The sequence below is a fragment of the Ochrobactrum sp. RH2CCR150 genome (genome assembly GCA_014138095.1).
GTDB classification, from domain to species: Bacteria; Pseudomonadota; Alphaproteobacteria; order Rhizobiales; family Rhizobiaceae; genus Brucella; species Brucella gambitense.
Map to the genome: position 1 here is coordinate 63,958 of JACGXE010000002.1, position 15,007 is coordinate 78,964.

The window sequence follows — 15,007 nt, forward strand, 5'->3', positions numbered from 1 at the left end:
GGAGGCCGTAAACCATGCTGAACGACCGTCTTCTCGCGCTTTTCAAGGAAGCGCTGCTGACCTTCACGATTTCGCTGATCCTGCTTGGGCCGATCTCCGGTCTCGTGCTGGACGGCTTCTCCTTCCGCAACGAATTGATGCGGGCCGTCACACTCGCCGCCATCGTCACAGCCGGACGGCTGATATTTTCGCTGATCGGCATGAGCCCGCTCGGCGCGAGGCTGAAAGCCCTTTTGTCCAGCAATAGCGGCGGCGTCACCGTCAGGACCGGCAAGGAAAAATCCGCAGCCCCGCTGTTGGCGGTGATTTTTCTGGCAGGGTTGATGCTGCCTTTCGTGGCCGACAAATATTTCCTCGGCATCGCCATTCTGGCGCTGATCTACTGCCTCCTGGGTCTGGGGCTGAACATTGTTGTCGGGCTGGCTGGCCTGCTCGATCTCGGCTTTGTGGCCTTCTATGCGGTGGGTGCCTATCTTCTGGCGCTCGGCTCGCAATATCTCGGTCTGGGCTTCTGGAGCGCGCTGGTCATCGCGCCGTTTCTCGCGGGCCTTTGCGGCATGATCCTTGGATTTCCGGTGCTCAAGATGCACGGCGATTATCTGGCCATCGTGACGCTGGGTTTCGGCGAGATCATCCGCCTTGTGCTCAACAACTGGCTGGACTTCACCGGAGGACCGAACGGCGCCCCCGCGCCCGCCCCCACGCTCTTCGGGTTGGAGTTCAGCCGGACCGCGAAACAGGGCGGTACGCCGTTCCATGATTTCTTCGGCATCGCCTATAATTCCGATTACAAATTCTGGTTCCTGTATTTCGTATTGTTCCTCGTTGTGTGCGGGGTGATCTACACGGTGGAGCGCCTGCGCGTCATGCCGCTGGGGCGCATGTGGGAAGCGTTGCGCGAGGATGAGATTGCCTGCCGCTCACTCGGCGTCAATCACGTCTTCATCAAGCTCTCAGCCTTTATGCTTGGCGCATCGACGGGCGGGATTGCAGGCGTGTTCTTTGCTGCGCATCAGGGCTTCGTGAACCCGACATCCTTCACCTTCTTCGAATCCGCGCTCATCCTCGCCATCGTGGTGCTGGGTGGTCTTGGCTCGACGGTGGGTGTCATTCTGGCCGCGCTGGTCCTGACCATCCTGCCGGAATTGCTGCGCGACTTCGCAGAATATCGCGTCTTCATTTTCGGCGTGCTGATGGTCGTCATGATGATCTGGAAGCCGCGTGGACTGGTGCGGGTCACGCGTCCGGCGTTCTTCCCATCCTCGGAGGCGGTGGTTTCGGCGGGGCTTTCCTCCAAGCCGGACCAATTGACCATGGAGGCCAGCCGATGAGCGCGCCTATTCTCGAGGTTCAGAATGTTACTATGCGTTTTGGCGGCATCGTCGCCAATCGCGGCGTCAATTTCTCGGTGGCGAAAGGCGGTATCACAGCGCTGATCGGCCCCAACGGCGCTGGCAAGACGACGATGTTCAACTGCATCACCGGCTTTTATCGCGCGAGCGAAGGCCGCATTGTGCTCAACGGTCCGGAAGGCCCGCGCGACATCGGCGCCTATATGGATAAGCCGATCACCGGCGGCTCCCATCAGGTGACGCGGGCGGGCATCGCCCGCACATTCCAGAACATCCGGCTGTTCAAGGAAATGTCGGTGGTGGAGAACCTGCTGGTTGCCCAGCATCTTGTCACCCGCAACGGGCTGTTGGGCGGCATTTTCAAAACCTCGGCCTTCCGCAAGGCCGAAACGGAGGCGGTGGACCGCGCCTATTACTGGCTCGGCCAGATGAACCTGCTTGAAGACGCGAACCGGCTGGCTGGCGAGCTTCCCTATGGCCGGCAGCGACGGCTGGAGATCGCTCGCGCCATGTGTACCGGGCCGCAGCTTATCTGTCTCGACGAACCGGCGGCGGGGCTCAACCCATCCGAAACGCATGAGCTTTCGCAGATCATCCAGCGGCTTTGCGCCGAGCAGGAACTGACCGTGCTGGTGATCGAGCACGATATGGGGCTGGTGATGCGCATATCGAACCACATTGTCGTGCTGGATCACGGCGAGGTCATTGCCGATGGAACGCCCGGGCAGGTGGCCAACGATCCGGCAGTGATCGCTGCCTATCTCGGTGTCAGTGAAGAAGAGGTGCAATCGTGAGCCAGGCGGCAGAACCAAACGGGCAGGGCGCAACCGACAAGCTTCTGGAGCTGGTGGATGTGCACGCGCATTATGGCGCGGTGGAAGCGCTGCGCTCGGTCAATGTGCATATTTCCAAGGGCGAGATTGTCAGTCTGATTGGCGCGAATGGCGCAGGCAAGACCACGCTGCTTTCGACGATCTTCGGTTCGCCGCGCGCGTCGAAAGGCAGGATCGTCCATCGCGGCGAGGACATTTCCCGGCTGGCGACAAATCGCATTTCAAGGCGGGGCGTGGCGCTGGTGCCGGAAGGACGGCAGATCTATCAGGAAATGTCGGTCGAGGAAAACATGATGATGGGCACTACGCCTGTCGGCATGGAGCATTTCGACGCCGATCGCGCGACCATGTTTGAATTGTTTCCCCGCCTCAAGGAACGCCGCAATCAGGTTGCGGGCACCATGTCTGGCGGCGAGCAGCAGATGCTGGCCATTGCGCGCGCCATGATGGCGCGGCCCGAGCTGATCCTGTTCGATGAGCCTTCGCTGGGGTTGGCGCCGCTGGTCGTGAAGCGCGTCTTCGAGGTGCTGGGAGAGATTGCCGCGATGGGCAAGACCATTTTTCTGGTCGAGCAGAATGCCAATCACGCGTTGAAACTGTCGCAGCGCGCCTATGTCATGGTCAATGGCCGCATTCATCTGTCAGGCGACAGTGCTTCGCTTCTGGACAATGCCGAGGTGCGCAAGGCCTATCTCGGCCTGCACTGAAACATGCCGTCACCCCACTTCCTTGATTGCAATCAAGGAAAACCTGAAATGAAGGGACTAGATTTCCGATTGCGGGCTGCTTTGCCCGCATGTTTGGGCGCTTTCGGCCTGTCCGCTTGGGCAGCCGCAGCGTTCGTGATGGAGATCGAGATGAAAATGCGTATGACCGCGTTGGGACTTGCCGCCGGTGTCTTGGGCCTGCTTGCTGCGCCTGCTTTTGCTGAAAACATTGAAGTTCACATGCTGAACAAGGGCGCTGAAGGCGTCATGGTGTTCGAACCGGCCTATATCAAGGCTAAACCGGGCGACACGGTAACCTTCATCTCGGTGGACAAGGGGCATTATGTCGAGTCGGTCAAGGACATGCTCCCGGCAGGCGTGGCCCCGTTCAAAAGCAAGATGAACGAGAATTATGTGCTGACCGTCACGGAGCCAGGCGCTTATCTCGTCAAATGCACACCGCACTTTGCCATGGGCATGGTTGCGGTGATCGCTGTCGGCGACAATCCGGCCAATCTCGAACAGATCGTTGCCGCCAAGAAACCGAAGATCGTCCAGACGCGGCTGGAGAAAGTTATCGCCAGCGCAAAATGATGGGCGAGAGCCCTTCGTAAAACCCCGCCGAATCTGACCGAAAACTGCGCGATGTCCTCACGCAGTTTTCGTCAACTTGACATTTAATCAATCGATTGATTAAATTGTATTATGAGAAAACCGCGTAATACTGGCACCGTCACCAACCCCGCCCAAAGCGAGCCGTCATTGTCCAGCGACCAGACGCGCATGGCGCTGATTCATGCGGCGTTGCGGCTGTTCGGGTCGAAAGGCTTCGACGCCACCTCGACGCGCGAGATCGCGGCTTTTGCCAAGGCGAATATCGGCTCCATCGCCTATCATTTCGGCGGCAAGGAAGGGCTGCGGCTTGCCGCTGCCGACTATATTGTCGAAACGATACAAGGCGTTGCCGGTCAGGCACTTGGCCATTACGGGGCAATCGGGGCCCCTGCGACAACGAAGGAAGCTGCACGCCAGCAGCTGGGCTTCGCGCTGGAGCGGATGGTGCAGTTTATCGTGGCGCAACCGGCATCCGGCGAAATTGTTCAGTTTCTGTTGCGCGAGCTGGCGCATCCGACAGCGGCGCTCGACCGCATCTATTCCGGCGTTTTCGAGCCGACTCACAAACGGCTTTGCGCCGTCTGGGAAGCGGCGACCGGCGAACCGGCCGAAAGCGAGCAAACGCGGCTCACCGTTTTCACGCTGCTTGGGCAGGTTGTCTATTTTCGGATCGGGCAGGAGGCGGTGAAGCGGCGCATGGGCTGGGCGGCTTTCGGTCCCGATGAGGCCAGGGCGGTTGCCGCCGTCGCGCGGCAAAATCTTTTTGCCATTCTCGCCGCCCGCGATGAACAGCATAATAAGGACGAAGTGCAATGAGCCTCCTCTGTATCGTTCCTTTCGCGTCCTATCTGTTCGCGGCGTGCAGCAGCCAGCCGCTGGCCGTCGGCTATGTCGAAGGCGAGTTCGTACAGCTCGCCCCGCTGGAAGTTGCGCAGGTGCAATCCGTCATGGTGAAGCGCGGCGACCGTGTGGAACCGGACAAGCCGATTGCGCTCACCGAAGATACAGATGCGAAGATCGCCGTTGCGCAGGCAGAAGCCGCTTTGGCGCAGGCCGAGGCGCAGCTTGCCGATTTGCAGGTTGGCAAACGTCCGGACGAAATTGCGGTTCTGGAGGCGTCGGTGCGTACCGCCAATGCACAGGCCGATGATGCGCGGCGCACGCTTTTGCGCACGCAGGACCTGACAAAGCGCGGGGTCATGACGCAGGCCCAGCTGGACGATGCCAAAACCAGTGTGGAAGTGGCCGAAGCGTCCATCAATCAGAGCATGGCCAATCTGGCCGTGGGGCGTTTGCCCGCCCGCCCGGAAGAAATCAAGGCTGCCGAGAATGCGGTCAAGAGCGCTGCCGCACAGCTCGATTCCGCACGCTGGCACCTGATCAAGCGCACCATCGTTGCGCCCGCTGCCGGGCGGATCACCGATGTCATCCGCAATCCGGGCGACACCGCCGGGCCGACGGCTCCCGTGTTGACCATGCTGCCGGACGGCGCGGTGAAGCTGAAGGTCTATATTCCTGAAGCCAAGTTCTCTTCCGTCCGGGTTGGAGATTTGCTTTCGGTCCGTTGCGACGGCTGCGCGGCAGACCTCAAGGCGAAGGTGAGCTATGTGTCGCCTGACCCGGAGTTCACCCCGCCGGTGATCTATTCGCTCGAAACACGCCAGAAGCTCGTCTATCTCGTCGAGGCGCATCCGGTCGATCCGGCTTCGCCGCTCCAGCCGGGCCAGATCGTCGATGTCGATCTGGCCGCCCGGTAGGCGGAGGCGAGCATGTCCAACGCCATTGATGTCAAAGGTCTTGTGAAGCGGTTTGGCGATGCAACCGTCGTCGATCATGTGAGCATGTCGGTGGCGGAGGGCGAGATTGTCGGATTTCTGGGGCCGAACGGTTCCGGCAAGACCACTACCATCCGCATTATGTGTGGCCTGCTGACGCCCGACGAAGGCGAGGGGCAGGTGCTGGGGTTTGACCTGCGCACGGAAGGGCTGAAGATCAAGCGCGAGGTCGGTTACATGACGCAGCGCTTTTCCTTCTACGAAGACCTGACCATCGCCGAAAATCTTGAATTTGTGGCGCGGCTTTATCGTCTGAAGCCGGTACAGGACCATGTGGCGCGCACGCTGGAAGAGCTGGGGCTGACATCGCGCGGAAATCAGCTGGCCGGAACGCTTTCCGGCGGCTGGAAACAGCGGCTCGCACTTGCTGCCTGTATCATGCACAAGCCAAAGCTGCTGCTGCTGGATGAGCCGACCGCCGGTGTTGACCCCAAGGCGCGCCGTGATTTCTGGGACGAGATTCATCGCCTTGCCGATGGCGGCCTGACGGTGCTGGTTTCAACCCACTACATGGATGAGGCCGAGCGCTGCCACCGCATCAGCTATATTTCCTATGGCAAGCTTCTGGCGACGGGAACGGTCAAGGATGTGATCGCCGAGGCGGGGCTGACGACTTTCATCGTCAGCGGCCAGCGGTTGGGCGATGTCGCACGCGAACTGGAGAGCGAGCCGGGCGTTCAGCAAGTGGCGCCGTTCGGGGCGACGCTGCACGTTGTCGGCTCTGACCGGGCCAAGCTTGAAACGGCGCTCGACAAGATCAGACATCGAGACGGGATTACCGTCGAGGCGGGCGAAACCAGCCTTGAGGATGTCTTCATCCAGTTCATGGCCAATGCGCAGGACAATATGTCGAAAGCGGCCAACGCCGGGATTAACAAGGCCGGGAGTAGCAAAGGATGACCGGCAACTGGTTTTCATTCGAGCGTCTTGGCGCAATGCTGATGAAGGAATTCATCCAGATGCGGCGTGACCGCATTACCTTTGCCATGATGCTGGTGGTACCCCTGATGCAGCTTTTGCTGTTCGGCTTTGCCATCAACAACGACCCAAAAAGCTTGCCGAGCGCCGTGGTCGTCACCAGTCAGGATCATTACACCCGGGCGATGATATCGGCGCTGGAAACGACTGGTTATTATCGCTTCGATCACGTGGTTCAAAGCGCCGCCGAAGCCGAAGCGCTGATTGCCAACGGTACGGTCTCCTTCGTGGTCACCATCCCGTCCGACTTTGCACGTCGGGTGGATGCGGGCGATGCACCGCAAATTCTCATCGAAGCCGATGCGACCGACCCTTCTGTGGCAAGCGGGGCAATATCGACGCTGAGCACTGTGGCCAGTCAGGCGCTGTTGCGCGAGCAGGGCAAGCAGGCCGAAGCGACGGAGGCCGCCCGCAGCCAGCTACAGGTGATTGTGCACCGTCGGTACAATCCGGAAGGCGTGTCGCAATATAATATCGTTCCCGGCCTGCTCGGCGTCATCCTGCAAATGACGATGGTGATGATGACGGCCATGGCGCTGACCCGTGAAACCGAGCGTGGCACCATGGAAAACCTGCTGGCCATGCCCGCCACGCCTGCCGAGATCATGCTGGGCAAGGTGCTGCCGTTTCTCGCTGTGGGGGCGGTGCAGGTGGTGGTCGTGCTGGTTGCGGCAAAGCTTCTGTTCGGCGTGCCGTTCGTCGGATCGCTGGCACTGCTTCTGGCTTGCGTGCTGATCTTCGTTTTGTCGCTGGTGTTGCTCGGCTATACGATTTCGACGGCCTCGAGGACGCAGATGCAGGCCATGCAGCTGACGTTCTTCTTTTTTCTGCCATCGCTGATGCTGTCGGGTTTCATGTTCCCGTTTCGGGGCATGCCCGATTGGGCGCAGACACTGGGCGAGATTTTCCCGCTCACGCATTTCCTGCGCATTGTGCGCGCCGTCATGCTGAAAGGCGCAACCCTTGCCGATATTGCCGGCGAGGTGAATGCGCTGATTCTGTTCGTTATTCTGTTTGCCACGATGGCTCTGTTGCGCTTCCGGCGCACGCTCGACTGATCAGGCGCGCGCCGGGGCAAGTTTTATCAGCAAGCCGAAGGGGCAAGCTCCGCTTTCGGGCGGCGTGACAGCGTGAACAGCAGACCCGCTGCAGCCAGAAGGCCACCGGCCACCGGGATGGCAGCATAGCCGTAGCCCGCGCTCAACACAGCGCCACCCAGAGCCGCGCCCACTGCATTGCCAAGGTTGAATGCGCCGATATTGATCGACGAAGCCAGACCCGGTGCTTCGGCTGCGGCCTGCATGACGCGCATCTGAACCGGCGGTACAATGGCGAATGCCGCAGCACCCCAGGCAAGCAGGCCTATCACTGCGCCGACATGGCTGTTGAGCGCGAGCGGCAGCACGAAGCTGATGACAGCGAGCAGGCCGAGGAAGATCCGCGTTGCGCCATTCAGCGACCAGTCGGCCAGACGGCCACCCAGCGCGTTGCCGATGGTAAAGCCCACGCCGATGATCACGAGTGCCAGCGTCACGAAACCTTCCGACGCACCGGTGCGGTCAGCCAGAACGGCGGCAACATAGGTGTAGAGCGTGAACATTGCGCCTGCACCCATCACGGTTGTCGCCAGCGACTTCAACACGGTTGGACGTATCAGAACACCCAGCTCCTGACGGACATTCGGCATCTTGCCCGCTTCACCACGCGGCAGCGAAAGCCACAGCGCGGCAATGGCGATGAGGCCGAGGACCGCAGTTCCCGCAAACGACATGCGCCAGCCGATCTGCTGGCCGATCCAGGTTGCTGCAGGAACACCGCCGATATTGGCGATGGTGAGGCCCATGAACATGGTCGCAACGGCGCTGGCCCGCTTTGCCGGCGGCACGACACTGGCCGCAACAACTGCGCCAAGACCAAAGAACGCGCCGTGGTTGAGGCTGGTCACGAGACGAGCGGCAAGAAGCGTCCAGTAATCGGGCGCCATTGCGGACAGAATGTTACCGATCGTGAACATCGCCATCAGCAACATCAGCGCGGTTCGTTTACCGAAACGCCCAAAGGCCAGCGTCATGATCGGCGCGCCGATCATGACGCCAATGGCATAGGCGCTGACCAGAAGGCCAGCGGTCGGGATCGATACATTCACACCATCGGCGATGACAGGCAGCAGGCCCATCGGCGCAAATTCGGTGGTGCCGATGCCGAAGGCACCGATTGCAAGCGCAAGAAGCGGCCAGTTGAAACTGGCCGCCTTGGTTGCGCTATCCTGAGCGTTTGAAGCACTCATAGCGATATCTCCGTGTTACTTGTCCCAGACAGGCGACAGCTCGGGAGGGCTGACCAGACGTCCGTCGGGGCGGGCGAGCTTTGCAATCGCCGCCATGTCTTCAGAATTGAGTTCAAAGTCGAACAGATCGAAGTTTTCCGCGACACGTGCCGGCTTAGCGGTCTTCGAAAGCGCGATGAAACCGCGTTCGATGAGCCAGCGCAGCGCAACCTGTGCGGCGGTCTTGCCGTATTTCGCACCAATAGCCTGCAAAGCCGGATCACGCGGAACCGCGCCATCGGCCATGCCGAAATAGGCGGTAATGGCAACGCCTGCTTCCTTGGCGGCAGCAGCAATCGCGTTCTGGTCGAGATAAGGGTGAACCTCGATCTGGTTGGTCACGATTGGCGCTTGGCTGCGTTCAATCGATTCTTTCATCTGCGCGATATTCTGGTTGCTGACGCCGATGAAGCGCGTCTTGCCGGAAGCCTGAACCGCATTCAGCAAGTCGACCTGTTCGGCAATCGATACTTTGTGGGCTGGCCAATGCAGCAGCAAGAGATCAACCTGATCGACTTGCAGCTTGTCGAGGCTTTCCGTCACGGACGAGGCAAACTTGTCTTCGCTATAATTATCGACCCAGACCTTGGTGGTCAGGAACAGATCGTTGCGACGTGCACCCGATTTTTGCAGGGTTTTGCCGAGAGAGGCTTCGTTCTGATAGATTTGTGCCGTGTCGAAATGGCGAAAGCCTGCTTCCAGTGCGGCTGGAACGACAGCTTCAACTTCGGCGTCCGACATGCGGTAAACGCCGAGACCGAGCGCGGGAATAGCCGCGCCATGTGCGTTGACAATCTTCATTGTAACTCCTGTTGACTGGCTGGACGCGTTTCGCGCGAAGGCGCACGAAGCTTGGGAGGCAAACACGTCCAGTCAGGAATCCATTAGAATCCTGTGATGCACAAAGAGATAGGCCCAACATTCCCACTTGAAAATGCGCTCGTGTTCCACATTATCTATGAAACAATTTCACAGATGGAGTCACAGATGGACAATCGCGCCGGTGAGATGCAGGTCTTTCTGCGGGTCGTGGACGCGGGCAGCTTTTCGGAGGCTGCGCGTCTTTTGCGCATGAATCCATCCACGATCAGCAAGCTGATTTCGCGTATTGAGACGCGGCTTGGCGTGCGACTTTTGGAACGGTCGTCCCGCCGCCTGTCGCTGACCGCCGAAGGGCGCATCTATTATGAGCGCAGTCAGGGGCTGCTGCACGACTTTGACGAGATCGAGCGTGAACTGTCGCAAGGCTCGGCCAGCACGGGCGGCACGGTGCGCATCACCACGTCGGTTGCACTGGGCACACTGGGGCTGGAGCCGGTGCTGCCGGAATTTCTCAGCGCCTATCCGAATATCGTGGTGGACCTGTCTCTCAACGACGAGATTGTCGACCTCTATCGCGACCGGACCGATGTGGCGTTTCGCACCGGCAAGCTTGCAAATTCCAGCATGATGATGCGCAAGATCGGTCTGGCGCGGCGCAAGATCGTGGCGGCCCCCGCCTATCTGGAGCGCTGCGGCATGCCACGCTCGGTTGACGATCTTGCCGAGCATAATTGCATCGGCTTCAACTTCCGCCGTGTCGCGCCGGTCTGGCCGCTCAAGGAAAGCGGTCGCATTGTTGACCGCGCCGTCTATGGATCATTGCTCGCCAATAATGGTGAAACAGTGCGCCGCATGGCCATAGCCGGGGTGGGGTTGGCCCGCATTGCGCATTACCATGCGCGCGACGACATAGCAGCCGGACGGCTGGTCGAGGTGCTGGCGGATGTCATCGAAAGCGACGAGGAAGAGGTGAATGCCGTGTTCCTTGGCGGGGCCAGATTGCCCCAGCGCGTGAAGGTTTTCCTCGATTTCGCGGTACCGCGATTGCAGGCATTTCTCGCTCTGTAACAGAGCGATCACGCCGAATCATGTTGCATATTTGCTTCTAAGCGTGTGTTTTCCGCATAAAACGACGCTTCCCCATAAAATTTAGCACATCCAATAGCTGAACGATTTCATGTTCTTGAAAGGGCGTGCCCCGCTTTTCAAGTTTCCGTGCTCGCGTTTTGTATTGACTGTTAACATTGCGTTAACCACAGTTTGTTGCAATGTGTTACACAGAGTTACAATTGGTGAACTGGAAGCGAGGTGTGGATTGAAAGGAGTACGGCAGATAGAACGACAGTCCCGGCAGGCCAGCCTGCAACAAGGGGACAAGTCTGCCGTGGCCAGCATGACCTCGTTCTGGGGCCTGATGCGCGCCTATTGGGTATCCGATCGCTGGAGAGAAGCTTGGGCGCTCACCGCCGCGATTTTTCTTCTGACGGCTTTCGTCAGCAAGATGACGGTCTGGGTAGCGGAAGCCTCCGGTCACCTGATGAACTCCATCGTCAACGCCAATACCGCACCGGTTCAAAACCCGCTGGCGACGATTTCGATCAATGCCGGTCTTCTGGTTCTGCTGATGCTGGGCAAGGATGTGATGCTGGTTGGCTCGCGCCATTTCCTTTCCACGACCTTGCATCGCAAGTGGCGCAAGTGGCTGAACGATCAGTTCTCCGCAGCGCTTCTGAATAGCAAGCACAGCCATTTCCATTTGCAGCAAGGTCGCGGCAAGGACCAGATCGACAATGTCGATCAGCGCTTGCAGGAATCGATCAAGGGTATGACTGGCGGCGCCATCGGCCTCGTGATGGGTATTGTCGGCGTCGTCCTGTCGGCCTTCTTCATCGGGCAGAAGCTCATTGAAATGTCTACGGATGTGGAGGGGCTGGAAGTCTTCGGCTCTTATGGCAGCGCGGTTCTCGCCTTTGCAGCTATCCTGTTTTACGTGCCGCTCGGCACATTCGTTGCCATCAAGATCGGCCGCCGTCTGGAACGCCTCAATCTCGGCATTCAGCAGGCGGAAGGTTCGTATCGTGGCGAATGGACAACCCTTCTGCGTCGCAGCTTCCAGATTTCGGCCTCCAATGGCGAGGCCGTCCAGCGTTCGGTGAATGAACGTCTCTACAAGGATGTTGACGGCACCTGGAACAAGCTCAATCGTTTTGACGCGGCCTATCTCGCCTTCTCGCAGGCCTATGGTTTCCTGTCCAACCGCATCGTCGCCTATATTCCGGGTCTCCTGCCCTATATGAGTGGGTCGGTGAGCTTCCGTAATTATGTCACGGGTGCGGAACTGGTCGCCGCGATGATCAACGACTGCTCGTGGTTCATTCAGGTCATGCCTGCAATCGCCAATCTGCGCGCCAATGCAAACCGCGTGACCGGGCTGGCGCAGGCCATGGAAAATGTGCAGGACCCGACGGAATTCTATGCGCGCTCGGGCATCAATCGCTTTGCCTTCGCCCGTCAGCATCCGCGCTTCGGCCTGTCTGTCCGCAACCTCACGCTGATGCAGGGGCCGGATAGCGAAGCGCCGTTCCTGCGCTCCGGCGTCATCAATATCCGCGCTGGCGACTGGGTCTATATGCGCGGTGAATCCGGCTCTGGCAAAACCTCCTTCGTCAAGGCGCTGAACGGTCTTTGGCCCTATGGCACCGGCGATATCATCTATCCGCAGAATGCGACCTCGCTCTATGCGACGCAGGATGCAAAGTTCCCGTCCGTGTCGCTGAAGCAGCTTGTCAGTCTGCCGGGCGATGCCGGAAGCTTCAGCGATCTTGCCGTTGCAGCCGTCCTGCATGAAGCGGGTCTGGGCGAATTCATCGAACGAATGAACGATAGCGATGCCGGTGGCGCGCCGTGGGATATGGTTCTGTCCGGCGGGCAGAAGCAGAAGATTGTGCTGGCGCGCATTCTCCTGCACAAGCCTTCGATCATCTTCCTCGACGAAGCCACAGGTGCTCTCGACCCGGCTGCAAAGGCACGCTTCCATGCATCCCTGAAGACCCGCTGCCCCGACGCCATCGTCATCAGCATTATGCATGAGGAAAAGCTGCCGGTACTCGAAAGCGGCGCGCAGGTCTATTCGCATGTGCTGGATATCCGCAACGGCCATGTCTCGCTGCGTCCGGTTCATTTCGATCTTCCAGGTGCTGCCAACGCCCCGCTCATCGCGGCTGAATAACCAGTTCTGGTAACGCCGGGTTGTAAAAGTCCAAATTTGGACTATATTCCATTCTGGACGAATGGAGAAGGTCATGGCTCGGAACGCGGCGATGTTAAAGACAGGGATTGAAAAAGGACCGGATGTTCTTGACCCGGGCCGTTTCAAACCATTGTTGCGCAAGCGGCTGAGCGCTCCCGGTCTGCGCACCTTTCTGGCCATTGCCGATCTCTGGGGGCTGGACGAGCAGCAGCGTCTGCTGGTGCTGGGGCTTCCATCGCGCTCAACCTATTACAATTGGATCAAAGCCGTGCGCGAGCATCGCGATATCACGCTGGATGTCGATGTGCTGACGCGCCTGTCCGCCGTGCTCGGCATTCATCAGGCGCTGGGTGTTCTTTATGCGGATGAGATAGCGGGCGTGCGTTGGCTGACGACGCCCAATCGCGCAACGGTGTTTGGCGGGCATGCGCCGCTGAGGCTGGTCACAGGCGGCACGCAGGATGGATTGCTGACCGTGCGGCGGTTTCTCGATGCGGCGCGAGGCGGCCACTTCATGGAGCCGAATGAAATCGACAGCGCCTTCACACCTTATCGCGATTCCGACGTGGTGTTTTCGTGAGGCGCAACCCCGCCCCGCAACCGAGCTACCGGCTTATTCCGTCGCGTTTTCCTCCGGTCGGGCTTTTCGACACGGTGGCAACCGCTGCCGATCTGGAAGCCGTGATGGAACTGGCGGGCTGGACCAATGACCGGCTTCTGGTCGAGCGCCTGCAAAGGCTGCCGCAGGAGGAATGGGTGTTCGGCAGGCCGAATTCCAGCATCGTCATGGCGACATTCCTGCATGTTGCACCGGGCGGCATGCGGTTCAACGGGCCGGAGCTTGGCGCATGGTATGCCGCAGCAAGCCTCACCACCTCCGTGGTGGAGATTGCGCATCATATGCGCCGTGAGGCGGTTGCCACGGGGCGGGCGACACTTTCCCGGACATTCCGTGTCTATAGCGCGCGCCTTGAAGGCGACTTCGTCGATATATGTGGTGAGCAGGTGGCAAGACCTGAAGTCTACGCCTCCAGCGATTACGGCGCATCGCAGCATTTCGGCGAGGAAATGCGCGCCGCCGGAGAAGACGGCATCCTGTTCGACAGCCTGCGGCATGAAGGCGGCGTCAACATCGCCGCCTTTCGTCCGAGCCGCATTCTCGATGTCGTGCAGGGCGACCACTACGATGTGACGGTCGAGACGTCATCGCAGAAAATTCAGGCGAAGAAGCTTTCTAGCTAAATCAGGGATTACACTGCCCATTCCACATCGGTGGTGAAGGCGATGGTGAGCCAACGGTCCGGGCTTTCCTCACCCAGCGCATTGCCGATTTCATCGCGCAAGGCGTCCCATTCCTCCAGCCGCCGGGGTGGCAGGTTGGGCGGGACGATGAAGTAAAGCTCGATCTGCTTGCCGCGACCGACTTTCGCAACATAAGCGCGATAGGACACGAAGCCATGGCGCTTCACAATGTCCTGCGCCACGCTGTCGACATGCTGTTTGAGGTCCGCAGGCGTGACCAGAAAAATGTCGGCCAGCGCCTGCTTGATCGTGCTGATGGGCATGGGGATGATGACGAGACAGACCACGGCCAGCGCGGTCGGATCGATATAGGGCGCTATCCATCCAAGCTCTGTGCCCTCCACGAGATAGCCGATCAGGAAGGCGATCAACAGCGCGGCGGTAATGCCGCCGGACATGATCCAGGCCTTGGCGTCCAGCGCCACGAAATCCGATTTGATGTGGCGATTGGCGCGCATTTCGAACCAGGCCATGCCGAGGCAGGCAATCAATGCCACCACGGCATAGAAAATGGCATAGGTGAATTCGAGATGGCGACCGCCCTGCATGATAATGGCGATTGCATTGATGAGCGCATAGATTGCTACGCCGGTCAGCATGATGCCGTTGAGGCCAAGCACCATCGGTTCCAGATGCCAGAAACCCATGGTGAAACGTTCACGCAGTTTGCGGTTGGTCCGCTCCGGCAAGGCGGAAAGTGCAATCAGCCGCGATACGATGAGCGCGAGCCCGCTCATGGCCGCGTCGGCCAGCATATAGACGCCGTCGAATACAATCGAAAATGAACCGGACAAAAGACCGAATACGACGCCGAAACCGGCGACAAGGAGAGTAACGCCTATCGAGACTTGAAGGACAGTTTGTTCACGGCGCAATTTTTACTCCAAATTCAATAGTCAAATCGGCGGTAGGGCAGGGAGGTTCGTTCGACATTTTATTCGCGATGCACAGGATGGAAAATATATACATCGAATGGATGAAACCGGC

General features: G+C 59.3%; 15 protein-coding genes. 12 read left to right on the plus strand and 3 right to left on the minus strand.

Going from position 1 to position 15,007, the window contains the following annotated elements:
* Positions 1-14: 14 nt before the first annotated feature.
* The 8 genes from livM (at position 15) to FHW03_RS04055 (ending at position 7,378) form a co-directional block, all read left to right on the plus strand.
* The gene (livM, locus tag FHW03_RS04020) at positions 15-1,331 is read left to right on the plus strand and encodes a high-affinity branched-chain amino acid ABC transporter permease LivM (RefSeq protein WP_078339028.1); all 1,317 of its coding nucleotides are present in this window, start codon (positions 15-17) and stop codon (positions 1,329-1,331) included.
* Positions 1,328-2,146: an ATP-binding cassette domain-containing protein gene (locus tag FHW03_RS04025; protein ID WP_182519477.1), complete on the plus strand. Its 819-nt coding sequence runs from the start codon at positions 1,328-1,330 to the stop codon at positions 2,144-2,146. Before livM ends, FHW03_RS04025 begins: the two co-directional genes overlap by 4 nt.
* Positions 2,143-2,892: an ABC transporter ATP-binding protein gene (locus tag FHW03_RS04030; protein WP_182519478.1), complete on the plus strand. Its 750-nt coding sequence runs from the start codon at positions 2,143-2,145 to the stop codon at positions 2,890-2,892. The genes FHW03_RS04025 and FHW03_RS04030 overlap by 4 nt, the downstream gene beginning before the upstream one ends.
* A 156-nt stretch (positions 2,893-3,048) precedes the next feature.
* Positions 3,049-3,486 carry a pseudoazurin gene (locus FHW03_RS04035; RefSeq protein WP_182520037.1) on the plus strand — a complete coding sequence of 146 codons (438 nt, stop codon included), beginning with the start codon at positions 3,049-3,051 and terminating at the stop codon, positions 3,484-3,486.
* A 111-nt stretch (positions 3,487-3,597) separates the two neighbouring features.
* On the plus strand, positions 3,598-4,323 hold the full coding sequence (locus FHW03_RS04040) for a DUF1956 domain-containing protein (RefSeq protein WP_182519479.1): 726 nt from the start codon (positions 3,598-3,600) through the stop codon (positions 4,321-4,323).
* The gene (locus tag FHW03_RS04045) at positions 4,320-5,264 is read left to right on the plus strand and encodes an HlyD family efflux transporter periplasmic adaptor subunit (protein WP_182519480.1); all 945 of its coding nucleotides are present in this window, start codon (positions 4,320-4,322) and stop codon (positions 5,262-5,264) included. The genes FHW03_RS04040 and FHW03_RS04045 overlap by 4 nt, the downstream gene beginning before the upstream one ends.
* A gap of 12 nt (positions 5,265-5,276) precedes the next feature.
* The gene (locus FHW03_RS04050) at positions 5,277-6,242 is read left to right on the plus strand and encodes an ABC transporter ATP-binding protein (protein ID WP_182519481.1); all 966 of its coding nucleotides are present in this window, start codon (positions 5,277-5,279) and stop codon (positions 6,240-6,242) included.
* Complete coding sequence (locus FHW03_RS04055) at positions 6,239-7,378, plus strand: ABC transporter permease (RefSeq protein ID WP_182519482.1); 1,140 nt, start codon at positions 6,239-6,241, stop codon at positions 7,376-7,378. The genes FHW03_RS04050 and FHW03_RS04055 overlap by 4 nt, the downstream gene beginning before the upstream one ends.
* A 26-nt stretch (positions 7,379-7,404) precedes the next feature.
* Here FHW03_RS04055 and FHW03_RS04060 read toward each other — a convergent pair whose 3' ends face one another.
* Both FHW03_RS04060 and FHW03_RS04065 read right to left on the minus strand, forming a co-directional pair.
* On the minus strand, positions 7,405-8,607 hold the full coding sequence (locus FHW03_RS04060; protein ID WP_182519483.1) for an MFS transporter: 1,203 nt from the start codon (positions 8,605-8,607) through the stop codon (positions 7,405-7,407).
* Between the two features lie 15 nt (positions 8,608-8,622).
* On the minus strand, positions 8,623-9,447 hold the full coding sequence (locus tag FHW03_RS04065; RefSeq protein ID WP_182519484.1) for an aldo/keto reductase: 825 nt from the start codon (positions 9,445-9,447) through the stop codon (positions 8,623-8,625).
* 186 nt (positions 9,448-9,633) lie between these two features.
* On the opposite strand from FHW03_RS04065, the gene FHW03_RS04070 reads away from it, so the two are divergent.
* From FHW03_RS04070 to FHW03_RS04085, 4 genes are all read left to right on the plus strand, one after another.
* Entirely contained in the window at positions 9,634-10,536 is a 903-nt protein-coding gene (locus FHW03_RS04070; protein ID WP_182519485.1) for a LysR family transcriptional regulator, read from the plus strand.
* Between the two features lie 316 nt (positions 10,537-10,852).
* A complete protein-coding gene (locus FHW03_RS04075; RefSeq protein WP_182519486.1) occupies positions 10,853-12,697 on the plus strand; it encodes an ABC transporter ATP-binding protein/permease in 1,845 nt (614 codons plus the stop codon).
* 73 nt (positions 12,698-12,770) lie between these two features.
* On the plus strand, positions 12,771-13,298 hold the full coding sequence (locus FHW03_RS04080) for an MbcA/ParS/Xre antitoxin family protein (protein WP_182519487.1): 528 nt from the start codon (positions 12,771-12,773) through the stop codon (positions 13,296-13,298).
* Complete coding sequence (locus tag FHW03_RS04085; protein ID WP_182519488.1) at positions 13,295-13,960, plus strand: RES family NAD+ phosphorylase; 666 nt, start codon at positions 13,295-13,297, stop codon at positions 13,958-13,960. Before FHW03_RS04080 ends, FHW03_RS04085 begins: the two co-directional genes overlap by 4 nt.
* Before the next feature lie 8 nt (positions 13,961-13,968).
* Here FHW03_RS04085 and FHW03_RS04090 read toward each other — a convergent pair whose 3' ends face one another.
* A complete protein-coding gene (locus FHW03_RS04090; RefSeq protein ID WP_182519489.1) occupies positions 13,969-14,895 on the minus strand; it encodes a cation transporter in 927 nt (308 codons plus the stop codon).
* Between the last annotated feature and the right edge of the window lie 112 nt (positions 14,896-15,007).